The 22,519-nt window shown below is 64.7% G+C and carries 23 protein-coding genes and 2 riboswitches; of the genes, 15 read left to right on the top strand and 8 right to left on the bottom strand.

What is annotated here, in order from left to right; all coding sequences use genetic code 11:
• Nucleotides 1–31: 31 nt before the first annotated feature.
• Both M3484_RS00140 and M3484_RS00145 read right to left on the bottom strand, forming a co-directional pair.
• The gene (locus M3484_RS00140; protein WP_283258252.1) at nt 32–1,123 is read right to left on the bottom strand and encodes an FAD-binding oxidoreductase; all 1,092 of its coding nucleotides are present in this window, start codon (nt 1,121–1,123) and stop codon (nt 32–34) included.
• Nucleotides 1,124–1,126: 3 nt separating this feature from the next.
• Nucleotides 1,127–2,377: an aromatic ring-hydroxylating oxygenase subunit alpha gene (locus M3484_RS00145; protein WP_249495261.1), complete on the bottom strand. Its 1,251-nt coding sequence runs from the start codon at nt 2,375–2,377 to the stop codon at nt 1,127–1,129.
• 127 nt (nt 2,378–2,504) lie between these two features.
• Nucleotides 2,505–2,719, bottom strand: a riboswitch (cobalamin riboswitch).
• Nucleotides 2,720–2,859: 140 nt separating this feature from the next.
• Nucleotides 2,860–2,966, top strand: a riboswitch (TPP riboswitch).
• 73 nt (nt 2,967–3,039) lie between these two features.
• On the opposite strand from M3484_RS00145, the gene thiD reads away from it, so the two are divergent.
• Genes thiD through M3484_RS00195 form a run of 10 tightly spaced genes read left to right on the top strand, consistent with a single transcriptional unit; the run spans nt 3,040 to nt 10,367 of the window.
• Nucleotides 3,040–3,840 (top strand): bifunctional hydroxymethylpyrimidine kinase/phosphomethylpyrimidine kinase, encoded by an 801-nt coding sequence (gene thiD, locus M3484_RS00150; protein ID WP_249495262.1) that lies wholly within the window; start codon nt 3,040–3,042, stop codon nt 3,838–3,840.
• Nucleotides 3,837–4,814: an FAD-dependent oxidoreductase gene (locus tag M3484_RS00155; RefSeq protein ID WP_249495263.1), complete on the top strand. Its 978-nt coding sequence runs from the start codon at nt 3,837–3,839 to the stop codon at nt 4,812–4,814. Before thiD ends, M3484_RS00155 begins: the two co-directional genes overlap by 4 nt.
• On the top strand, nt 4,811–5,005 hold the full coding sequence (gene thiS / locus M3484_RS00160) for a sulfur carrier protein ThiS (RefSeq protein ID WP_249495264.1): 195 nt from the start codon (nt 4,811–4,813) through the stop codon (nt 5,003–5,005). Before M3484_RS00155 ends, thiS begins: the two co-directional genes overlap by 4 nt.
• A gap of 1 nt (nt 5,006) precedes the next feature.
• A complete protein-coding gene (locus M3484_RS00165) occupies nt 5,007–5,771 on the top strand; it encodes a thiazole synthase (protein WP_092896784.1) in 765 nt (254 codons plus the stop codon).
• On the top strand, nt 5,768–6,364 hold the full coding sequence (locus tag M3484_RS00170) for a thiamine phosphate synthase (protein WP_249495265.1): 597 nt from the start codon (nt 5,768–5,770) through the stop codon (nt 6,362–6,364). The genes M3484_RS00165 and M3484_RS00170 overlap by 4 nt, the downstream gene beginning before the upstream one ends.
• Complete coding sequence (locus M3484_RS00175; protein WP_249495266.1) at nt 6,361–7,338, top strand: HesA/MoeB/ThiF family protein; 978 nt, start codon at nt 6,361–6,363, stop codon at nt 7,336–7,338. Before M3484_RS00170 ends, M3484_RS00175 begins: the two co-directional genes overlap by 4 nt.
• Complete coding sequence (locus M3484_RS00180) at nt 7,335–8,276, top strand: ABC transporter substrate-binding protein (RefSeq protein ID WP_092896790.1); 942 nt, start codon at nt 7,335–7,337, stop codon at nt 8,274–8,276. Before M3484_RS00175 ends, M3484_RS00180 begins: the two co-directional genes overlap by 4 nt.
• Nucleotides 8,273–8,950, top strand: a complete 678-nt coding sequence (locus M3484_RS00185; RefSeq protein WP_092896792.1) for a TenA family protein — start codon at nt 8,273–8,275, stop codon at nt 8,948–8,950. Before M3484_RS00180 ends, M3484_RS00185 begins: the two co-directional genes overlap by 4 nt.
• Nucleotides 8,950–9,639, top strand: coding sequence for an ABC transporter ATP-binding protein (locus M3484_RS00190; RefSeq protein WP_249495267.1), 690 nt, complete (start codon nt 8,950–8,952; stop codon nt 9,637–9,639). The genes M3484_RS00185 and M3484_RS00190 overlap by 1 nt, the downstream gene beginning before the upstream one ends.
• Nucleotides 9,636–10,367, top strand: coding sequence for an ABC transporter permease (locus M3484_RS00195; RefSeq protein WP_249495268.1), 732 nt, complete (start codon nt 9,636–9,638; stop codon nt 10,365–10,367). Before M3484_RS00190 ends, M3484_RS00195 begins: the two co-directional genes overlap by 4 nt.
• 28 nt (nt 10,368–10,395) lie before the next feature.
• Here the strand turns inward: M3484_RS00195 and glmS are convergent, their stop codons facing one another.
• Together glmS and glmU are read right to left on the bottom strand one after the other, a co-directional pair.
• Nucleotides 10,396–12,219 carry a glutamine--fructose-6-phosphate transaminase (isomerizing) gene (gene glmS, locus M3484_RS00200; protein ID WP_249495269.1) on the bottom strand — a complete coding sequence of 608 codons (1,824 nt, stop codon included), beginning with the start codon at nt 12,217–12,219 and terminating at the stop codon, nt 10,396–10,398.
• 4 nt (nt 12,220–12,223) lie between these two features.
• Nucleotides 12,224–13,573 carry a bifunctional UDP-N-acetylglucosamine diphosphorylase/glucosamine-1-phosphate N-acetyltransferase GlmU gene (gene glmU, locus M3484_RS00205; RefSeq protein WP_249495270.1) on the bottom strand — a complete coding sequence of 450 codons (1,350 nt, stop codon included), beginning with the start codon at nt 13,571–13,573 and terminating at the stop codon, nt 12,224–12,226.
• A 142-nt stretch (nt 13,574–13,715) separates the two neighbouring features.
• Here glmU and M3484_RS00210 point away from each other — a divergent pair, with 142 nt between their 5' ends.
• Nucleotides 13,716–14,393 carry an HAD-IA family hydrolase gene (locus M3484_RS00210; RefSeq protein ID WP_249495271.1) on the top strand — a complete coding sequence of 226 codons (678 nt, stop codon included), beginning with the start codon at nt 13,716–13,718 and terminating at the stop codon, nt 14,391–14,393.
• A 224-nt stretch (nt 14,394–14,617) separates the two neighbouring features.
• Here M3484_RS00210 and rpoH read toward each other — a convergent pair whose 3' ends face one another.
• On the bottom strand, nt 14,618–15,514 hold the full coding sequence (rpoH, locus tag M3484_RS00215; protein WP_092896802.1) for an RNA polymerase sigma factor RpoH: 897 nt from the start codon (nt 15,512–15,514) through the stop codon (nt 14,618–14,620).
• 279 nt (nt 15,515–15,793) lie between these two features.
• On the opposite strand from rpoH, the gene M3484_RS00220 reads away from it, so the two are divergent.
• The gene (locus M3484_RS00220) at nt 15,794–16,561 is read left to right on the top strand and encodes an alpha/beta hydrolase family protein (protein ID WP_249495272.1); all 768 of its coding nucleotides are present in this window, start codon (nt 15,794–15,796) and stop codon (nt 16,559–16,561) included.
• A 35-nt stretch (nt 16,562–16,596) separates the two neighbouring features.
• Here M3484_RS00220 and M3484_RS00225 read toward each other — a convergent pair whose 3' ends face one another.
• Nucleotides 16,597–16,932, bottom strand: a complete 336-nt coding sequence (locus tag M3484_RS00225; protein ID WP_249495273.1) for a DUF6476 family protein — start codon at nt 16,930–16,932, stop codon at nt 16,597–16,599.
• Between M3484_RS00225 and M3484_RS00230 the strand changes: the two genes are divergently transcribed.
• Entirely contained in the window at nt 16,931–18,037 is a 1,107-nt protein-coding gene (locus tag M3484_RS00230) for an RluA family pseudouridine synthase (RefSeq protein WP_249495274.1), read from the top strand. The genes M3484_RS00225 and M3484_RS00230 overlap by 2 nt on opposite strands.
• 272 nt (nt 18,038–18,309) lie before the next feature.
• Nucleotides 18,310–19,467, top strand: coding sequence for a ribonuclease D (gene rnd / locus M3484_RS00235; RefSeq protein WP_092896808.1), 1,158 nt, complete (start codon nt 18,310–18,312; stop codon nt 19,465–19,467).
• Nucleotides 19,468–19,645: 178 nt separating this feature from the next.
• On the opposite strand, the gene M3484_RS00240 is transcribed toward rnd, so the two are convergent.
• Nucleotides 19,646–20,098, bottom strand: coding sequence for a hypothetical protein (locus M3484_RS00240; protein ID WP_249495275.1), 453 nt, complete (start codon nt 20,096–20,098; stop codon nt 19,646–19,648).
• 152 nt (nt 20,099–20,250) lie between these two features.
• On the opposite strand from M3484_RS00240, the gene M3484_RS00245 reads away from it, so the two are divergent.
• Nucleotides 20,251–20,655: a SufE family protein gene (locus M3484_RS00245; protein ID WP_249495276.1), complete on the top strand. Its 405-nt coding sequence runs from the start codon at nt 20,251–20,253 to the stop codon at nt 20,653–20,655.
• Nucleotides 20,656–20,668: 13 nt separating this feature from the next.
• Here M3484_RS00245 and M3484_RS00250 read toward each other — a convergent pair whose 3' ends face one another.
• A complete protein-coding gene (locus M3484_RS00250; RefSeq protein ID WP_249495277.1) occupies nt 20,669–22,480 on the bottom strand; it encodes an aminopeptidase P family protein in 1,812 nt (603 codons plus the stop codon).
• Nucleotides 22,481–22,519: the final 39 nt, after the last annotated feature.

The raw sequence follows: 22,519 nt of genomic DNA on the forward strand, positions 1-22,519 counted from the left end.
CTGTCAGGATTTCTGTCAGGCCGGGCTCTTCTCAGACCTCAACCGTGATCTTGCCCATCGGGTTCGAACAACAGGCGAGGATCCAGCCCTCGGCAATCTCGTCATCCGAGATGCCGCCATTATGGACCATATGCACATCACCTGCGGTTTTCTTCACCTTGCAGGTACCACAAAGGCCAAAGGTGCAGCCCGAGGGGATATTGAGCCCCGAGCGTTTCGCGACGGCCAGCACCGTATCGGTCTCGGCGCAGCGCGCGGTGACGTTCGACGCCGCAAAGGTGATCTGCGCGCCGGCATCCGCATCCGGGATCACATCTTCGATCACCGGCGCCTCGGCTTCGGAACTTACCGGGGCGCCAAAGCTCTCCTGATGGTAATGTTCCATATCGAAGCCAAGCGAGACCAGCATGTCGCGCACCGCCTGCATGAAGGGCTCCGGCCCGCAGCAGAAGACCTCGCGCTCCAGATAATCCGGCGCCATCAGGCCCAGCATGATCTGCGACAGGCGCCCCTGATAGCCGGACCAGGTCTGGAACGGGTCTGGCTCTTCAACCGTGAACCGGAGTTTCAGCCCCGGCACGCGGTCGGCAAAGCCTTCCAGCCGTTTCTTCAGCAGGATCTCTGACGGGCGTTTCGCGGCATGTACGAAGGTGATGTCGGGCATCTCGCCCGAATCCCAGGCCCAGGTCGTCATCGACATCATCGGCGTGATGCCTGATCCCGCCGAGATAAAGAGGTATTTCTTTGCGGGATGCCGGTGCGAGCTGAAAATCCCCGCCGGGCCGTAAGCTTTGATCTTCATCCCCGGCTTCAGGTGATCGAGCATCCAGCGCGTGCCGATGGATGTCGCCTGGGCTTTCACCGTGACCGAGATCGACAGCGGCCGCGACGGCGAAGACGAGATCGTATAGGTGCGCTGCACATTGCCCTTCGCGCCCTTTTTCGGATCAACCGGCAGGTCGAGCGTCACGAACTGGCCCGGCTGATAGTCAAACCAGGCGCCCGAGGGCGCGCGGAAGGTGAAGGTGGCAGTATCCGGCGTCTCGGGCACGACCATGGCGCATTCAAGATGCTCCGCATCGTCCCAGGGTTTCGCGGACCAGTTAAGCTGTTGCCTTCCCATGATTTATTCCGCCGCCAGTGCCGGGCCTGTGCCGGAAACAGGGCCAAGGCGTTGCGTCATGATGCCCGCATACCAGTCCACGAACTGCATCACCCCTTCTTCCTGGATCGGGGAATAGGGCCCTGGTTCATAGGCGGGCGAGAGAATGCCCTTCTGGTTTTCTTCGACCACCTGGCGGTCTTCGTCATTGGTGTTGAGCCAGACACGGGTCAGGGTTTCGAGATCATAATCAACGCCCTCGACCGCATCCTTATGGACCAGCCAGTTGGTGGTCACTTGCGTCTCGGTCGGGCTGATCGGCAGGATGCGGAAGACGATGGCGTGATCGCCAAGGAAATGGTTCCAGCTGTTCGGGTAGTGGAAGAACAGAAGGCTGCCGGCATCGTTGAAGGGCATGGTGCCCATGCGTTTCGCCACCGCCGCCTTTGTCGACATCGTATAGCTTTCGGCGCCGTTGAGCAGCGGGATGCGGGCGAGCCGCCATTGCATCTGCGGATGGTTGGTGAAGCGCGAGGGCAGGCCGGCCGCCTCGCAGCGTTTCCAGTGTTCGATGATGTCGGGCGAGGCCGAATCGGGTCCCTCCATTGCCGTCATGCGCGGGTTGTCGGAATAGGTCCGGCACAAAGACGGGTGCGCGCCGCCGCAATGATAGCATTCGCGGTTGTTCTCGATCACCAGCTTCCAGTTGCCGTTTTCGACGATGGTAGAGCTGAAAGCGACCTTTGCATCCGCGAGCCCCGAGGGGGCCAGATACGACATCAGCTTCGGCGCGAGGTCGGAAATGGGAGGGGGCACATCGGCGAGACAGATGAAGACCATGCCGCCAAGATCGACACAGTGCACCTTCTTCAGCCCGAATTTCGAAGGGTCGAAATCCTCGCCCATATCGCGGGCGAAAATGAGCTTGCCCTCGAGGTCATAGGTCCATTGGTGATAGGGGCAGACAAGGTTCGTCGTCGAGCCATTGGTCTTCGCGCAAAGCCGCTGACCGCGATGGCGGCAGACATTGTGGAAAGCGCGGATGCGATTGTCTTTGCCTTTGATGATCACCACCGGATAGGCGCCGACCTGAAGCGTGGCAAAGGCGCCGGGTTTCTCCAGCTCGCAGCCCGGAATGGCAAAGAGCCATTCACGATACCACAGATGTTGAAGATCAGCCTCCAACACCCCGGGATCGCAATATAAATCGCGCTCTAAGGCATAGCCGCTCTGGCGTGCCATAAGGCGGGAAAGGGTCTCGGACTGGCTCAGCATTCGCTGTCCTTCGCGTTAGCCCGCGCGCGCTGCGCGGGCAGGTTTGACATGCGATGGACAACAGGCGGCGAAGGGCCCGCGCGGGGATGGACCCGCGAGCCTGTTGCCGCTTCGCCGCCCACCGCGGCTCGACATCTCGTGCAAGGCTGGTTTCCGGGCTTGGCGAGCGGTCTTTTCAACCCTGGTCGCGACACCTTCCCGGGCTCCTCCGCCCAGTGGTCCTTGTCGCGCCTCTCAGCCTCTACCGTTGCGGGGGCAGCGCCGGCTTTGACCCCTTGCGGGACCGCACCGGCTTCCCAATTCTCCGCTGTCGCCAGCGGCACCTTGCGAGGCTGAATTGATCACAGTGCGGCGGCCGGGATTGTCTGTTTGCGACATGTCGCAAAGCGGAACAGACAGCGGCCCTGCAAGCAGCCTCATTCGCGCTGAAAGCGGGATTTTGCCGGTTGCCAAACGAAAATGCTCCGCTTAACGATTGAGCAACTTACTCGTTGGGGTGTCCCGGGAAACCGGGGCTGAGAGGCCGCAAGGCTAACCCATCGAACCTGATCCGGTTCATACCGGCGGAGGGAACGGGTGGTCTGATCGTGTCTCTGGCGGCCCGTTGCGGCCTGCCCGGGCGCCAGTCTCCCCAAATCTTTTCGCCGGTCATTGGGGGCATGATGACGGCGATAGCTTTGACCATAGCGGGGTCTGATTCCGGCGGCGGCGCAGGGATCCAGGCGGATCTCAAAAGTTTCGCGGCGATGCGCGTTTACGGGGCCAGCGTGATCACCGCGATTACGGCGCAGAACACCCGCGCGGTGACAGCGGTGATGGCCCTGCCGGCGCAGATGGTCCGGGCGCAGCTTGATGCGGTGTTCGATGATCTTGCCGTGGGCGCGGTGAAGATCGGGATGCTGGGCGATCCGGAACTGGTCTCGACCGTAGCGGCGGCGCTGAAGGGGCGTGATCTGGCCCTGGTGGTTGATCCGGTGATGGTGGCGAAATCCGGAGACCGGCTGCTCGCGGCCGAGGCCGTCGCTGCGCTGCGGGAGGAGCTTTTGCCGCTCGCGACGGTTTTGACCCCGAACCTGCCCGAAGCGGCCGATCTTCTGGGCGAAACCCAGGCCAGCAGCCATGGGGCGCAGGAAATACAGGGGCGCGCGCTCCTGTCGCTTGGACCGGCCTGGGTGCTGATGAAAGGCGGTCATGCCGGGGGGACAGAGTGTCGCGACCTGCTGATCGGCCCTGAACCCCATGTTTTCACGGCAGAACGCCAGCAGACCAAAAATACCCATGGCACCGGGTGCAGCTATGCCGCAGCGATTGCGGCAGGGCTGGCGCAGGGGATGACAATCCCCGATGCGGTGGCGCGGGCGCATCGCTGGCTTCAGGGGGCGATCCGGGCAGCGGATACGCTGCGGGTCGGATCGGGCCATGGGCCGGTGCATCATTTCCACGCGCTCTGGCCGCAATCATGAGCCGTATCCATATCCTCGGGGCCGGTGTCATGGGCCTTGTGATGGCCAGTGAACTTACGGCGCGCGGCCATGAGGTCACGATCTCGGACCCTGCCGGAGGCCCCGGGCCGCAGGCCTGTTCCTGGTGGGCCGGCGGTATGCTGGCGCCGCATTGCGAGGCGGAATCGGCAGAGGAACCGGTCGAACGGCTGGGGGCCGGCGCGGCCGGCTGGTGGCAATCCCATACCGGGCTGGTCACCGGGGCCGGGACGCTGGTTCTGGCCGATCCGCGTGACCGGGGCGATCTGGCGCGCTTTGCGCGGCTGACCAAAGGGCATCAGACCATTGGCGGTAATGAGATCGGGCAGCTTGAACCCGATCTGGAAGGCCGGTTCCGCGAGGGGCTCTTCTTCAGAACCGAAGCGCATCTGCCCCCGCGCGCGGCGCTTGGCGAACTGGCCCGCCGTCTCGCGGCCCGGGGGATCGTGGTGTCTCCCGAGCCGTCAGAGGCGCCGCTGACCATCGACTGCCGGGGGCTCGCGGCGCGCGACAGTCTCAGCGACCTGCGCGGTGTGCGCGGCGAGATGCTGTTGATCCGCTGCGAGGGCGTGAACCTTTCGCGACCGGTCCGCCTGCTGCATCCCCGCATCCCGCTTTACATCGTGCCGCGCGGCGACGGGCATTTCATGCTGGGCGCCACGATGATCGAAAGCGGCTGGCGCGGCCAGGTGACGCTGCGGTCGATGATGGAGCTGATGGCGGCGGCCTGGACGATCCATCCCGGTTTTGGCGAGGCCGAGCTGATCGCGACAGGGGCCGATGCGCGCCCCGCTTTCCCCGACAATCTGCCCCGGATCCGGCGCCGGGGCGATGTGATCTTTGCCAATGGTCTCTACCGCCACGGCTTCCTCCTCTCGCCCGCCTGCGCGCGGATGGTGGCGGAACATCTCGAGACCGGCGCACAGCCCGAGTTCATGGATGAGGTGAGGACATGAGAGTTTTCGTGAATGGAGAGGCAAGGCTGACCGGGGCGCGCACCCTGGCGGCTTTGCTCGAGGAACAGGGCTTTGGCGTAGCCGTGGCGACTGCGGTGAATGAAGTCTTCATCGCCAAAGCCGCGCGGCTGGAAACAGAAATACAAGAGGGCGACCGTGTCGAAGTGCTCGCCGCCATGCAGGGGGGCTGAGATGCCGGTATTCTACGGAACTGCTGTTGAAAGCGCGCTGATGCTGGGCACGGCGCAATATCCCTCGCCGAAGATCCTGGAAGACGCGTTTCGCAGCTCTGAGGCCGGGATCGCCACCGTCTCATTGCGCCGCGAACAGCGAGATGGCGGTGACTTCCGCGCGCTTGTGGCAGATCTGGGCGCGAAGATCCTGCCTAATACCGCTGGCTGCCATACGGTGAAAGAGGCCGTGACCACGGCCCATATGGCGCGCGAGCTGTTCGCGACCGACTGGATCAAGCTTGAGGTGATCGGCCATACCGATACGCTGCAACCCGATGTCTTCGGACTGGCAGAGGCCGCCCGCATCCTGATTGCCGACGGGTTCAAGGTCTTTCCCTATACGACCGAGGATATTGGCGTCTGTGCGCGTCTGGTCGAGGCCGGCTGTGAGGTGCTGATGCCCTGGGGCGCGCCGATTGGCTCGGGGCGGGGGCTGATGAACGAATATGGGCTGCGCGTGCTGCGGGCAGAGTTTCCCGATCAGGTTCTGGTGGTCGATGCCGGGATCGGGCTGCCTTCCCATGCGGCACGGGCGATGGAGCTGGGCTTTGATGCTGTGCTTCTGAATACGGCGGTGGCCAAGGCCGGTGACCCGGCGCGGATGGCCGGGGCCATGGCCGGGGCGATCCGGGCGGGCAGGGCGGCCTATCTCGCGCAGCCGATGGAGCCGCGCGATATGGCCGCGCCCTCGACGCCGGTAGTTGGGAGGGCGTTTCTCGCATGACCCTGCCGCGTTTCTATCCGATTTTCGACTCTGCTGCCTGGGTGGCGCGGATGCTGCCGCTTGGGGTCCGCCTGGTGCAGCTGCGCGTGAAGGATCGCAGCGCTGATGAGACGCGCCTTGAGATCCGCGAGGCGCTGGATCTGTGCCGCGCGCATGATGCCATCCTTGTGGTCAATGATCACTGGCAGCTTGCAATTGAAGAAGGCTGTGGCTGGGTCCATCTCGGACAGGAGGATCTTGATGCCGCCGATCTGGTAGCGATCCGGCGGGCCGGGCTGCGGCTCGGTATCTCGACCCATGACGAAGAAGAACTGGCGCGGGCGCTGGCGCTGGGCCCGGATTACATCGCGCTGGGGCCGGTCTGGCCGACGATCCTGAAACAGATGAAATGGCATCAGCAGGGGGTGGAAAAGCTTGCCGACTGGAAGGCCCGGATCGGGGATATCCCGCTGGTGGCGATCGGCGGTCTGACGCCCGCGCGCGCGACAGAGGCCTTTGCCGCCGGGGCGGATCTGGTTTCGGTGGTGACCGATATCACACTGAACCCCGACCCTGAGGCACAGGTGCGGCATTGGCTCGGGGTGACGGGATGAGCCGCTATGCGCGCCAGACCCTGCTGCCCGGGATCGGGGCCGGGGGGCAGGCGGCTTTCGCCGCAGCGCATCTGCTGGTCGTGGGGGCCGGGGGGCTGGGCGTGCCGGTGCTGCAATATCTGGCCGGTGCCGGTATCGGGCGTATCACGGTGATCGATCCGGACCGGGCCGAGGAAAGCAACCTTCACCGACAGCCGCTTTATGCGGGTGGCATCGGCGCGCCGAAGGCTGCACTTGCGGCAACTGCGCTGCGGCTCCTGAACCCTGACTGTCAGGTGACGGCGCTGGTGGCGCATTGCGATCCAGCAACTGCACCCGACCTGGTGGCGGCGGCCGATCTTATCCTCGATTGCGCCGATAGTTTCGCGGCAAGCTATCTGCTGTCTGACCTGTGCCACCGCGCCCAGAAGCCGCTGATATCGGCCTCGGCGCTGGGGCTTTCGGGCTATGTCGGCGGGTTTTGCGGCGGCGCGCCTTCGCTCAGGGCGGTGTTCCCCGACCTGCCGGAAACCTTTGCGACCTGCGCCAGCGCCGGTGTGCTGGGCCCGGTTGTAGGGATGCTGGGCACCGTCATGGCGCAGATGGCGCTGGCGCATCTGGCGGGGATCATGCCATCGCCGCTTGGCCAGCTGATCCGCTTTGACATGGCGGGCTGGCGCTTCAGCAGCTTTCGCTTTGACACCGCGCCCGAGCCGGAGACGGCTTTCCCTTTCATCGCGAGGGCTGCGATCCGCCCCGGCGATTACGTGATCGAGCTGCGCGACCGCGCCGAGGCGCCGCGCGCGGTCACCCCCGCGGCCCATCGCATCGCGCCCGACCAGATCACGGGGGCCACGCCCGCGCCACATGAGCGCATCGTTCTCGCCTGCCGCTCCGGCCTCAGGGCCTGGCGCGCGGCGGCGCAACTCCACCCGATTTTTCCCAATGAGATCGTGCTGATCGCCGATCCGCCCCTGACGGAGACCGAGATATGACCCGTTTCGCCCTGGCCCTGCTGGCCGGTATCGCGCTGACCGGACCCGCCCGGGCAGACGACCGTATGACCCTGATCCTTGACTGGTATGTGAACCCCGACCATGGCCCGGTGATCATCGCCCGGGAAAAGGGCTTTTTCAAAGAGCAGGGGCTGGAGGTTGAGATCATCGCGCCTGCCGACCCGACGGAGCCTCCGAAACTGGTCGCGGCGGGCCAGGCCGATCTGGCGGTCTCCTATCAGCCGCAGCTGCATCTCCAGGTTCATGAAGGGCTGCCGCTGGTCCGTGTCGGCACCCTGGTCGCGACCCCGCTCAATTGCCTGATGGTGGCGGCAGACGGGCCGGTGCAGAGCCTTGGCGATCTCAGGGGAAAGCGGATCGGCTATTCGGTTTCGGGCGTCGAATCTGCGCTGCTGTCGGGGATGCTGGCCAGCGCCGGGCTGACGGCGGGGGATGTCGAAATGGTCAATGTGAACTGGTCGCTGACGCCGTCGCTCCTGACGGGTCAGGTCGATGCAGTGATCGGGGCGTTTCGCAATTTTGAAATGACACAGATGCGGCTGGCGGGTGGCAACGGGCGCTGTTTCTACCCCGAAGAGGCCGGGATCCCCGCCTATGATGAGCTGATCTTCGTGGCCCATACCGGGTTTGACCAGGACCGCGTGACCCGCTTTCTGACCGCGATCGAGCGTGCGACGGCCTATATGATCAACCATCCCGATGCCGCATTCGAGGCTTTTGCCGCCACCGCGCCGGACCTGTCCGATCCGCTCAACACCGAAGCATGGGCAGCTACATTGCCGCGTTTCGCCCATTCTCCGGCGGCGCTGGATCATGGGCGCTATGCCAGGTTCGAGGCGTTTTTGCTGCAATCGGGCCTGACGGACACGCTTTTGCCGGTTTCGAAACTGGCCGTTGATCCGGGGGCGGCAGAATGAGCGCAGCAGATTACGGAGCCGGATTTGCGGCCCTGCGAAGCGCCTGTCCCGATGACTGGAACGCCTATACGCGGCACGCGTTTCTTGACGCGCTGCACGATGGCTCGCTGCCGCGCGCCGATTTTCTCAGCTATCTGCGCCAGGATTATGTTTTCCTGATCCATTTCGCCCGGGCCTGGTCGCTTGCAGTGGTCAAGGCCGGCAATCTGGCCGAGATGCAGGCGGCCAGCGCGACGGTCCATGGCCTTCTGCATCACGAGATGGCGCTGCATATCCGGCTCTGCGCTGCGGCGGGAATATCGGCGGCAGATCTTGCCGCCACCGAAGAGGCGACCGGCAATCTGGCCTATACCCGCTATGTGCTGGATGCCGGGCTGAGTGGCGATTTCCTCGATCTGCTGGCGGCGCTGCTGCCTTGTGTGCTGGGCTATGGCGAGATCGGCGCGCGGCTGATCGCAACCGCCGGTGAAACGCCCTATCGTGACTGGATCGAAACCTATGGCGGCGAAACCTATCAGCAGATCTGCCGCGAGGCGGGGGCGCTTTTTGACATGGCCATCCGCGACCGCCTGGGCGAGGCCGCGCAGACCCTGCCGCGCTGGCGCCAGCTTGAGCGCCATTTCCGTGTTGCCACGCGGCTTGAGGCCGGGTTCTGGCGCGCGGGCCTTGCGTGATGCAGCTTTCAGGTGAGGCCTGGATCGGCCGCGAGCGCCTTTTCCCGCCCTTGCGGCTGGAGCTGGCGGCGGATGAATGGCTGGTGCTGCTTGGCCCGTCGGGCGTGGGCAAGACCACGCTTTTGCGGCTGATCGGCGGACTTCCGGTCGGAGCGGAGTTTCGCGGTCAGATCACCGGCCGCATGCCGGTCGCGCTGATGGCACAGGATCCGGGGCTGATGCCCTGGGCCACGGTGGCGGCGAATATCACGCTGGGCGCCACGCTGCGCCGCGAGACGCCGGACCGCGCGCGGCTCGCGTCAGTGCTGGAACAGACCGGCCTTGCCCCCCATGCGGCAAAGCGTCCGGCCGAGCTCTCGGGCGGGCAGCGGCAGCGGGTGGCACTGGCACGGGTATTGATGGAGGACCGGCCGCTGGTGCTGCTGGATGAGCCGTTTTCGGCGCTGGATATCGGGCTGAGGCTCCGGATGCAGGATCTTGCGGCGCACCTGTTGCGTGACCGGACCGTGATGATGATCAGCCATGATCCGGTCGAGGCCGCACGGCTCGCGAACCGGGTCCTTCTGATGACGCCGGCGGGTCTTGAGGACATCGCAGCCCCCGCAGGTCGGACACCGCGTCCGAGCGACGCGCCAGAGGTTCAGAATGCCGCGACTGCGCTGACCCGGCGGCTGGTGGCGCTGGCATGATCCGGATTTCTGTTACCGTTCTGGTTCTGCTGGCGCTCTGGCAGGGGGTGATCCTTGCCACCGGCCTGCCGCCCTTTCTGCTGCCTTCACCCGGGGCGGTGGCCCGGGCGCTCTGGACCCACCAGGGGGTACTTGCGACAGCTTTCCTGAAAACGCTGACCGAGACCCTTGCGGGTTTCGCGCTTGGCGCGGTGATCGGATGCGGGCTCGCGCTGCAGATGGCGGTGTCGGGGCGGCTGCGGAGTTGGCTTGGCCCGGTGGTCGTGGTCTCGCAAACCATTCCGATTTTTGCGCTGGCGCCGATCCTGACGCTCTGGCTGGGATATGGCATGGCGCCGAAACTGGCGGTGGTGGCGCTGGTGACATTCTTCCCGGTTGCAAGCGCCTTTCATGACGGGCTGACCCGCGTGCCCCAGGCGCGGCTGGATCTGGCGCGGGTGATGGGGGCGGGGCGATGGGCGATGCTGATCCGGATCCGATTGCCTTCGGCGCTGCCGGATCTGGCCACGGGGCTGCGGCTTGCCGCAGTGCTGGCGCCGGTGGGGGCGGTGATCGGCGAATGGGTCGGCGGATCTGAGGGGCTTGGCGCAGTCATGCTGCATGCGAATGGCCGGATGCGGATCGACCTTGTCTTCGCAAGCCTCGCGCTGGTCGTCGCATTGTCGCTGGGCTTCCAGCGGCTGATCGCCGGGCAGGTTGCCGCCCGGCTGGAGCGTTATGCCGGCTGAAAGAGGGCGGGGCTTTCGGCCCCGCCGATCACTCCACCGTCACCGATTTCGCGAGGTTTCGCGGCTGATCCACATCGGTGCCTTTCGCAATCGCGGTATGATAGGCCAGCAGCTGCGCCGGCACTGCGTAAAGGATCGGCGCCCAGACCGGGTCGACTTCGGGCAGCGTCAGCTGCGCCCAGGTGCCCTGTCCCGCATGGGCAATGCCCGCCGCATCCGACAGCAAAAGCACCTTGCCATGCCGCGCCATTACCTCTTGCATATTCGACACTGTCTTGTCGAAGAGCGGGTCCGAGGGCGCCATCACGATCACCGGCACATTGGCATCGATCAATGCGATGGGGCCGTGTTTCAGCTCGCCCGATGCATAGCCTTCGGCGTGTATATAGCTGATTTCTTTCAGCTTAAGTGCACCTTCCAATGCCATCGGATACATCGGCCCGCGCCCGAGGAAGAGGATGTCGCGCGCCTCTGCCAGCTCGTTCGACACCGTCGCGATCTGGTCTGACAGCGCCAGTGCCGCATTCAGCAGCCCTGGCAGATTGCGCAGACTGACGATGCGCGCGGTCAGCTCCTCTGCCGTGATCCTGCCCCGGTCAGAGGCGGCTTTCAGCGCCATCAGCGCCAGCACCATCAGCTGGCAGGAAAACGCTTTCGTCGAGGCGACGCCGATCTCGGCGCCCGCAAGGATCGGCAGCACCAGATCGCTTTCGCGCGCGATCGAGGAGGTCGGCACATTCACGACCGAGACCACCTTCGCCACTTTTTCCTTCACATAACGCAGGGCGGCCAGAGTATCGGCGGTCTCGCCCGACTGGCTGACAAACAGCGCCATCGAGCGATCCGAGAGCACCGGCTCGCGGTAGCGGAACTCGGATGCGACGTCGATTTCCGCCGGGATGCCGGCGATCTGCTCAAACCAGTATTTCGCGACATGGGTGGCATAGCTTGCCGTGCCGCAGGCCACCATCACGACCCGGTCGATATTGGTGAAATCGAGACCCTCGGGCAGGTTCAGCGCCGGGCTGGCGCTTGATCCGGTATAATGGCGCAAAGCATCGGCCAGCACGACCGGCTGTTCGGCGATTTCCTTGGCCATGAAATGCTTGTAGCCGCCCTTTTCCACCCGGGTGGCGCCCAGCTGGATGCGGGTCTCGGCCCGGTTGGCGCGGCGGCCTGCGGCGTCGAAAATCTCGGCGCCCTTGCGGGTCAGCACCGCCCAGTCACCCTCTTCGAGATAGGTGATGCGGTCGGTCATCGGCGCCAGCGCTATCGCGTCTGATCCGACAAACATCTCGCCCTCGCCGCGCCCGATGGCGAGCGGGCTGCCCTTGCGGGCGCAGATGATCAGGTCATCCTCACCCTCGAACAGCATGCAAAGCGCGAAGGCGCCATCGAGCCGGGGCAGGGTCTCACGCGCGGCCTCGATGGGAGTCGCGCCCTTGTCCATGCTGCGTTTCAGCAGCAGCGCAACCGTTTCGGTATCGGTCTCGGATTCCTGGACATAACCGTCTTCCGCCAGCTCGCTGCGCAGCGCGCGGAAATTCTCGATAATGCCGTTATGAACCACCGCCACGCCACCTGCACGGTGGGGATGCGCGTTGACCACTGTCGCGGCGCCATGGGTCGCCCAGCGGGTATGGCCGATGCCGGATTTCCCTGCCAGCGGCTCATGCACCAGCAGATCCGAGAGGTTCACCAGCTTGCCCACCGCGCGGCGGCGGTCCAGCCGCCCGCTGTTCACCGTGGCGATCCCTGCGGAATCGTAGCCGCGATATTCCAGCCGCTTCAGCCCCTCGACCAGCAGCGGCGCCACTTCGTTATTGCCCAGAACACCAACTATGCCACACATGGGATTATCCTCTGCTCTTCGCGGCTTTGATCGCGCGAAGCTTTTCCATCAGTTTCAGCGCGAGACCGGGCTTGCTGACCTGTTTCGCGCGGCCCAGAGCCACGGCACCGGCGGGCACGTCTTCGGTGATCACCGAACCCGATCCCGTCAGCGCATCATCGCCTACCGTCACCGGCGCGACCAGCATCGTGTCCGATCCGATAAAGGCGCGTTTGCCGATCCGGGTGCGATGTTTCATCACGCCGTCGTAATTGCAGGTGACGGTGCCTGCGCCGATATTGGTGAACTCGCCCACATCGGCATCGCCGATATAGGTCAGGTGGCCGACCTTGACGCCTTCATCGAGAATGGCGTTTTTGATCTCGACGAAATTGCCGACATGAACATCTTCCGCCAGTTCGGCACCGGGGCGCAGGCGCGCAAACGGCCCGACATCGGCCCCGCGCGAGACATGGCAGCCCTCAAGATGGCAAAACCCCTTGATTTCCGCGCCGGATTCGATGGTGACACCGGGGCCGAACAGGACATTCGGACCGATGATCGCATCGCGGCCAATGATGGTGTCGAGCGCGAAGAACACGGTTTCGGGCGCGGTCAGGGTGACGCCGGTCTCCAGCGCCTCTGCTCTTGCCCGGGCCTGGAAGGCGGCTTCGGCTTCGGCCAGTTGCGCGCGGGTATTGACGCCGAGCGTCTCGGCCTCGTCGCAGACAACCACAGTGGCGGTGAGGCCTTTCGAGCGCGCGATCCCCACCACATCGGTGAGGTAATATTCGCCACTGGCATTCGCATTGCCGATTTCCGCGATCAGCGCGAAGAGGTCTTTCGCCGAGGCGCAGATCACGCCCGAATTGCACAGGGTGACCGCCCGTTCGGCCTCATTCGCATCCTTATATTCGACGATGCGTTCCAGGCTTTCGCCCTCGGTGATCAGGCGGCCATAGCGGCCGGGGTCGGCAGCCTGGAAGCCGAGCACCACCACGGCATTCCTTGCCCGCGCCTCGAGCATCGCCTCGAGGGTTTCTGCGCGGATAAAGGGGGTGTCGCCGTAAAGCACGATCACATCGCCCGGTTGGCCTTCCAGCGCAGCACGGGCCTGGTCGACCGCATGGCCGGTGCCTTTCTGTTCCTCCTGGCGGGTGATCACCACATCAGGGTCGAATTTCAGTGCAGATGCGGCGACCTCGTCACCGCCATGGCCCACCACAACGATGGTCGCGACCGGAGAGAGCGTGGCGCTCGCTGCCATCGCGTGATGCAAAAGTGGCGCGGCGGCGACCTTATGCAGGACCTTCGGAAGATCCGAATTCATGCGCGAGCCCTGGCCTGCCGCCAGGATGATGAGCGAGACCTGCATTCTGCCCCTTCCTTTTGTTTAAGGGCCGTTCTACCGAAGCCAGACAGGCCCGCCAAGGGGGGCGGCGGTCACAGAGGATTGCGGCATGTTGCAAGATCGGCTTTCGCCCGGGAAAGCGCCGGAAGGCGCCCGCAGGCATCGAATGCGTGACGATGGCGCCTGCGTGGTCTTTGACCTTGACGGCACGCTCGCCGATACCAGCGCCGATCTGCTGGCGGCGGCCAATGCCTGTTTCACCGAAATGGGGCAAGGCGCGCCGCTGACATCGGCTGACAGTCTGACGGCGTTTCATGGCGGGCGCGCGATGCTGCGGCTCGGCTTCGGGCGGCTGGGACAGGTGGTGCCCGAGGGCGCGGCGATGGAGCGGCTTTATCCCGAGCTGTTGCGCCATTACCGCGACGCGATTGCGGTGCAGACGCGGATGTATCCCGGCGCGGTCGAGACGGTCGAGGTGCTGCGCATGGCCGGCTATAAGGTTTCGGTCTGCACGAATAAGCCCTACGCGCTGGCAGAAGAGCTTCTGCGCCAGCTTGGAGTGCGCGATCTGTTCGGCGCGCTGGTGGGCGCGGATACTTTGCCGGTGCGAAAGCCCGATCCGGCGCCCTATCATCTGGCGGTGGAGCGCGCGGGCGGGGTGGTCGGGCGCTCGCTGCTGATCGGGGATACCGAGACCGATCTGCTGACCTCGCGCGCGGTGGGGGTGCCGTCGGTTCTGGTGACATTCGGACCTGAGGGCGCGGGGATCGCGCGGCTGGCGCCGGATGCGCTGCTCGATCGTTATGAGGATCTGCCGGGGATCGTGGCGCGGCTGATCGGGTAGAGGGGGCCTGCCCCCTCGCGGCTTTGCCGCTCACCCCCGGGATATTTAAGGACAGATGAAAGGCGGGAGGAGGGGCCGGCTTTTATGTTGCCGGAATGGGAGGCGGGCTGTGAAGATTGCCGGCGAGCGCGGTCTTTTGGCAGGGGCGATCCTGGAGGGCTGCGTTTCAGACAGAAAAAGGCCCGGCGCGGGGGCCGGGCCTTTGTTCAGTGGGAGGTCAGGGATCAGGCCGGGATCGCCATGCCTTTGCCGCGGGCGAGATCGCGCATTTTCGCCTGGAGTTTCTCGAAGGCGCGGACCTCGATCTGGCGGATGCGTTCGCGCGAGACGCCGTAGCTTTCCGACAATTCCTCGAGCGTGACCGGCTCATCGGCGAGGCGACGCTGCATCAGGATGTCTTTCTCGCGGTCATTCAGCACTGACATCGCCTCAGTCAGCATCTCGCGGCGGGTGTCGAGCTCGTCCTTTTCGGCATAGGCGCCGGCCTGGTCGCTGTCTTCATCTTCGAGCCAGTCCTGCCATTGCGTGGCGCCATCGCCATCACCGCCGATCTGGGCATTGAGCGAGGCATCCGAGCCGGACAGACGGCGGTTCATCTGAACCACCTCATCTTCGCTGACCGACAGATCCTTTGCGATCTGGGCGAGGTTTTCGGGGCGCAGATCACCCTCTTCCAGCGCGCCGACCTTGGCCTTGGCCTTGCGCAGGTTGAAGAACAGTTTCTTCTGCGCCGAAGTGGTGCCCATTTTCACAAGGCTCCAGGACCGCAGGATATATTCCTGGATCGCGGCGCGGATCCACCACATCGCATAGGTCGCGAGACGGAAGCCCTTTTCCGGATCAAAGCGTTTGACCGCCTGCATCAGCCCGACATTGGCCTCGGAGATCACTTCGGCCTGGGGCAGACCATAGCCGCGATAGCCCATGGCGATCTTGGCGGCGAGCCGCAGATGCGAGGTCACCAGCTGGTGTGCTGATTTCGGATCCTGGCGTTCGGTCCAGGCCTTGGCCAGCATATATTCCTGCTCGGGTTCGAGGAGCGGGAATTTTCGGATTTCCTGGAGATAGCGGTTCAGGCCCTGTTCAGGGCTCGGTGCAGGAAGGTTGGTATAGGTGCTCATGCATTTGCCCCCTGTTTTCTCTTCCGGTGCCATCAGCCCCCGGAGGATGATTTCACTTATGATCCGGGGATCCTCCTTACAAGGGAGCGATCCGTGGAAGATGAACGTGAGATGGGGCGTTTGGATCCCGATAATAAGAATTGTGTCGATCGGTTCACGGGAATGTCAGGGCGCGGGCAGTGCGGGGGCGCAGTATGGTGTCTCGCGGCGCGCCGGGGCAGAACCCGGGGGCAGAACCGGGGGCAGAAAATCCCGGCAAACCGGGGAGGAGCCGTCAGAATGGAAAAGCCGCGCATTTCAAAGGTGATGCTGCCCGCAGGCGAGCCGGGGGTGGCGCTGGAGCTTGTCGTGGCGCGGCCATCGCGGCCCGGGCCCTATCCGGTCATGCTGTTCAACCATGGCTCGACCGGCAGCGGGCGGAGCCCGGCCATGTTCCGGCGCAGCATCAGCCCGGCGGTGATCAGCAACTATTTTACAGTCCGGGGCTGGATGGTGGTCTTCCCGCAGCGGCGCGGCCGGGGGAAATCGGGAGGGCGCTACGGGGAAGGGCTTGCCGCAGATGGTTCGGGCTATTCCTGCGAGGCGGAGATCGCGCTTGCGGGGTTCGAGCGGGCGGTCGAGGATCTTGACGCGGTGATGCGCGGGCTCTTGCTCTGGCCGGATGTCGACCAGGGGCGGCTGGTGACTGGCGGCGTGTCGCGCGGCGGGATCCTCGCGATTGCATTCGCCGGAATGCGGCCAGGCCTGTTTCGCGGCGCGGTCAGTTTCAATGGCGGCTGGCTGGGGCGGGCCTGTCCGGCGCTGGACCAGGTCAACCCGATGCTGTTTGCGCGTGGGGCTGGCGGGGCGCATGAGACGCTGTGGCTGCATGGCAATCAGGACCAGTATTACCGCATTACTCACTGCCGCAGCAATTTCGAGGTCTTTCGGGCCGCAGGCGGGCAGGGGCGGTTTGTGGCTTTGCAGGCCAGTCATGCGCTGATGTTCAGACCCGCGCTCTGGCAGCCGCATATGGATCTCTATCTTGAGGCGCGGGTGGCGGAATGATCCTTTCGCCCCGTCTGACCACTACCGGGTGGCGGTCAGGGGGCTGGGGTGACCTCGATCTCCTGGCGCAGGCTGCCATCCTGGTTGAAGATGAGGATGCGGCCTGCGCCGGTGACAACGCCGATCCAGTCCGGGCCGGGCACAACCGAGGCCGCAATCTCGCCCGCGGGCAGCTGCAAGGCCGCGGGCAGGGGCGCTGTCACCGCAGGTGTATCGGATAAAGGCGCGCGCAGGCGCGTGACAAGCAGCAGGGTCACGGTTATGACACCCGCGATCATGCTCAGCATCAGCACGATCACCAGCGCCTTCAGGAAACGCAGCGAGGGCGGCAGCGCAATTTCTTCCGCATTCTCCTTCGGGGCCTGAGCCATGACTGAACCTTTCACACCTGAATCTTTTCTCGACGACGACGATCTTGCGGCTATGGCCCCGGAAGGCCCGGCTCAGGGCGGGCTGATCACCGTCACCCTCGGCCCGGATGCCGCGCCGCGCCTTGATAAGGCGCTCAGCGCCGCTGTGCCAGAGGAAGCGGCATTGTCGCGCTCGAGGCTCGCGCGACTGATCGAGGCGGGCGCTGTGAGCCGCGCGGGGGTGGTGGTCACCGATCAGAAGGCGAAGACGGCATCAGGCGAGGTCTGGGAGATCCGTATAGGCCCGGCCGAGGCGGTGGAAACCCTTGCCGAAGCGATTCCGCTGACGGTGATCTGGGAAGATGACGATCTGATCGTGATCGACAAGCCGGCGGGGATGGTGGTGCATCCGGCGCCCGGCACGCCTTCGGGCACCCTGGTCAATGCGCTTTTGCATTATTGCGGCGACCGCATTTCGGGGATCGGCGGCGAACGCCGGCCCGGCATCGTGCACCGGATCGACAAAGAGACCTCGGGGCTGATTGTCGCGGCGAAATCCGACCGGGCGCATCACGGGCTCGCGGCACAGTTCGAGGCCCATACGGTCACGCGCCATTACCTCGCGATCTGCAACGGGGTGCCGGAAGGGTCGGATCCGAGGCTGCGCGGCACGCGCGGGGTCAGTTTTGAACCCGGCGGCGTGATCCGGATCGCGACGAACCTCGCCCGACACCGCACCGACCGTCAGAAACAGGCGGTGACCTGGCCGCCAGAGGGGCGCCATGCCGTGACCCGGACCCGGGTGGTCGAGGGGTTTTCAGGGCAGGCGGCCCTGGTCGATTGCTGGCTCGAGACCGGGCGCACCCATCAGATCCGCGTGCATCTGACCTGGGCGGGCCATGGTCTGATCGGCGATCCGACCTATGGCGGGCGGCGTAAACTGTCGGAGAAACTTCTCGGAGAGGCCGCGCTGGCCGCCGCCGCCTTTCCGCGCCAGGCGCTGCATGCGGCAAGCCTCGGGTTCGACCATCCGGTGACAGGTGAGCGGCTGGAGTTCCGCTCCGACCTGCCCGAAGATATGGCGGCGCTGCTCGGGGCGCTGCGTGCGGCGGGGACGCCCGGCTGAGGGCGGCTCCGCATCCCCGAAAGAACCGGCGGTGGGAGGCGGATGCTATTCCTCTTTCCAATCAGGTTTGCGGCGATTAGAAAAAGGAAATTCCGGTTTCTTTCAGGTTTTGCGCCTGAGGCCTTTTCCCGGCCAGAGACTGACGCTTTGGCGCAGAAAATGCGGCAGGATCAGACTGACCGGGGCAAGTGGAACGCGGATCGAAATTCTGCGGCCGGACCCGTTCCTGTCGTCAGATCACCGGCGGGACGCCCCCGCAAACGCGAGGACAGATGCGCACCATTACCACGACCGAAGAGCTTGCGTCATTTTGCGCAGCGGCCAAATCAGCCCCCTATGTCACCATCGACACCGAATTCCTGCGCGAGCGCACCTATTGGTCAAAGCTGTGCCTGATTCAGATGGCGCTTCCGGGCAAGGACGGCGACGCGGTTCTTGTTGATCCGATCATCGGCGAAGAAATGTCGATGGAGCCGCTTTATGACCTCTTCCGCCATGAGGCGACGGTGAAGGTCTTTCATGCGGCGCGCCAGGATCTGGAGATCTTTTTCGTCGAAGGCGGCGTCTTCCCGGTGCCGCTGTTCGATACGCAAATCGCCGCCATGGTCTGCGGTTTCGGCGAGCAGGTCGGCTATGAAACGCTGGTCAGGAAGATCGCGCGGGCCAATCTCGACAAGACCTCGCGGTTCACCGACTGGTCGCGCCGGCCTTTGTCTGACGCACAGAAGGAATATGCCCTGGCCGATGTCACCCATCTGCGGGTGATCTATGAATGGCTGGCGGCGCAGCTGAAGAAGAACGGCCGCGCGCCCTGGGTCGAGGAAGAGCTGGCGGTGCTGACCGATCCGGCGACCTATACGGTGCATCCGGATGAGGCCTGGAAGCGGATCAAGACCCGCACCTCGTCCGGGCGGTTCCTGGCCATTGTGCGCGAACTCGCGAAGTTCCGCGAAAGCTGGTCGCAAGGGCAGAACGTACCGCGCTCGCGGGTGATGAAGGATGACGCGCTGCTGGAGCTTGCCTCGACCCGCCCGACCTCGATGGAGGAGCTCGGTCGCTCCCGACTCCTGCTGCGCGAGGGCAGAAAGCCCGAGATCGCCGAAGGAATTCTTGCCGCGATCCAGGCCGGGATGGAGGCGCGGACCGAAGACCTGCCCAGGGTCGTGCAGCAACCCGATCAGCCGCAGACCAATGGGGCGCTGGCGGATCTGTTGCGGGTGCTGCTAAAAGCGAAATCCGAACAGCTGGGCGTCGCGCCCCGGCTGATCGCGGCCGCCTCGGATCTGGATGCTATTGCGGCAGGCAAGCGCGATGTCGAAGCGCTGAAAGGCTGGCGCGGCGAGGTCTTTGGTGACGAGGCATTGCGGCTGTGCAAGGGCGAGATCGCGCTGACGGCCAAAGGCACGGAAATCCGTACGATCCGGATCTGATCATCGGCCTGGAACTGTGACAAAAGAAGAAGGGGGGGGCTGTCTGCCCCCCGGTCCGCTGCGCGGCCCTCCCCCCGAGGATATTTAAGGACAGATGAAAGACGCTTTCTTTTCACGTGTCTGAAAATATCCCCGGGGGAGGCCGAAGGCCGTGGGGGCAGGCAGCCCCCATCCGCGATCAGCGACCGGCGGAACGGGCGTCATTCGCGCCCTGGACCACGATCTTACGCACATTGGCCAGTCTGATCTTCGACAGGTGCAGCGCCACGGTCACTTCTCGCGAGCGTTGCGTATTGACGGGCTGCGTCTCGAACGGGGGCGAGATGCGGAAATCCAATACAAGAACACCTTCCGGCGTTACCGGTTGCGGCACAAGTGACGCCTCCCACCAGCCCTGGGTCGGCGTCAGCCCCGTCGCCCGGACGATCGCGCCCGAGGAGACCTGCTCGATCTTCATATCAAGCACCGTCTGGACCCGTTCACGACTGTCCTGAGGTGTCTCCTTGATCACCACCTTTTCCGCAGGCTCTGATGTCCCGAACCAGTTGAACGGGTTCAGCCGGCTGTCTCTCATTCCGCCACAGGCGGCAAGCGTCAGCAAAAGGCAAACAGCGGTCGCTTTGCGGATCATCCGTCATTCTCCATCTTCCACCCCTTCGGTATCGTGAAAGTGGCGCTTTGAAAAGCCGCCGCAGCAGAACCTTGTCCGCATCCTTGCCACGTCAGCACTCTGGACCTTGCCCGCGCGTGGCGCTAGGCCAGACTGGCAGAAGGAGAACCGCCATGGCCACGCCCGCATTCGAGGAAATTGCCGAGACCCTGGAATTCCTGGACGACTGGGAAGAGCGCTACCGGCATGTCATTGAATTGGGCAAGGCGATGCCGGCGCTGGATGCCAGTTTCCATGTTCCCGCCTATAAGGTCGAGGGCTGCGCGAGCCAGGTCTGGCTGCGCCCGCAGATCACGCCGGAGCGGTTCGACTTCCAGGGTGACTCGGATGCGATGATCGTCCGCGGGCTGATCGCGATTCTGCATGCGCTTTACGCGGGCCTGACGCCGGCCGAGGTCCTCAGGGTCGATGCGCAGGCAGAATTCGCGCGGATCGGGTTGAGGGAAAACCTCTCGGCGCAGCGCTCGAACGGGCTGCGCGCGATGATCGGGCGCATTCGCCTTCTTGCCGGCGCCTGATCGGGGCAACTGATCAGAGTGCGGCGCAGGCGGCTTCCAGCCAGGCCCGGGTCGGCGCGGTGACGCGCGGCCCGATCAGCGCCAGCACTCTTGCGTGATACTGGTCGAGCCAGGCGCGCTCATCCGCCGACATCTGTGCCTTATGGATCAGCCTTCGGTCAAAAGGCGCCCAGGTCAGCGTGTCGAAACAAAGCTGGTCACGGTTGTCGCCAAGGGCAGGGGCCTCTGTCACCACGATCAGGTTTTCAAGCCGGATGCCGAAAGCGCCTTCGCGGTAATAGCCCGGCTCATTCGAAAGGATCATCCCCGGCTCCAGCGGAACTTCCGAGATCCGTGAGATTCGCTGCGGCCCCTCATGCACCGAAAGAAAAGCGCCGACCCCATGCCCGGTGCCGTGATTGTAATCAAGGCCGCGCGTCCAGAGGAATTGCCGCGCCAGCGGATCGAGATCGCGCCCGGCCAGCCCGCGCGGCCAGCGCGCGGTCGAGACCGCGATCATGCCGCGCAGCACAGCCGTATAACAGCTGCGCGCCTCATCACCCGGGTCGCCGATCGCGATGGTGCGGGTGATATCGGTGGTGCCGTCCAGATATTGCGCACCGGAATCGACCAGCAGCAACTCGCCATCGCGCAAAGCGCGGTCGGTTTCTTCCGTCACCCGGTAATGGATGATCGCCCCGTCTGAACCGGCGCCGCAGATCGTGTCAAAGCTGATGTCATGGAGCAGATTGGTCGCGCGGCGAAACCCCTCCAGCGCCTCGACCACTGCTATTTCGGTCAGATCGCCGGGCGCGTTGGCGTCAAGCCAGCACAGGAATTCGCAGATCGCGGCTCCATCGCGCAGATGCGCTTCGGCGGTGGCCGCAATTTCGGTCGCGTTCTTGCGCGCCTTCGGCAGAAGACAGGGATCGGGACCGGCGCTGACCGCAATGCCGTCCTCCGCCAGCTCATACCAGACCGCCAGCGGCGCTGATCCCGGATCAAGCCGCACGGGGCCGGAAAGCAGGCGCAGCGCCGGCGCGAAAGCGGCGGGCGGGCGCAACGTGACCTCGGGGCCCAGAATCGCCCGCAGCTCCGGATCAAACTTCGCAGGTTCCGCAAAGAGACTGACGCGGCCATCGGCAAAGATCACGGCGAAAGCCTGCACCACCGGATTGCGCGGCACATCGCCGCCCCGGATGTTCAGCAGCCAACAGATCGAATCGGGCAGGGTGATCACCGCCGCCGCTTCACCGCGCGCGGCCAGCGCCGCCCCGATCCGGTGGCGCTTGCCAGCGGCGCTCTCGCCGGCCAGCGCTTCGGGATGCGCAAAGGCTGCCACACAGGGCGCGCCCGGCCGGTCGGCCCAGATCCGGTCGATCAGATTGCCACAGGGCCTGAGCGTCACAGCGCTGCCCTCAAGCGCGTGTTCCAGCCGGTGGATCTCATCGCGCGTATGCAGCCAGGGGTCGAAACCGATCACGCCAGCTGCAGCAGTGCCCCGGATCCACTCCGCAGCCTGAATTTCCGGCCAGGGAACCGGCGTGAAATGCGCCAGATCGACCTGGTCTTTAACCTGGGTCCGATACCGCCCGTCGATGAAGACCCCGGCCCGATCCGTCAGCGCCACACAGAACCCGGCCGATCCGGTGAACCCCGTCAGCCAGGCCAGCCGCGCATCGCAATCGGCGACATATTCCCCCTGATGTGCATCGGCGCGCGGCACGATGAAGCCCCGAAGCCCTTCCGCCGCCATGACCTGCCGCAACGCCGCAAGCCGCCCCGGCCCCTCTTCCGGTGAGGCTGGATTGTCAAAGCTCTGAAACATCGCGGCAGCCCTTTTCATCTGTCCGAAAATATCCCGGGGGAGGAGCCGGAAGGCGAC

The sequence above is a fragment of the Pseudomonas sp. GX19020 genome (assembly GCF_023371075.1).
In the GTDB taxonomy this organism is placed as follows: domain Bacteria; phylum Pseudomonadota; class Alphaproteobacteria; order Rhodobacterales; family Rhodobacteraceae; genus Pseudogemmobacter.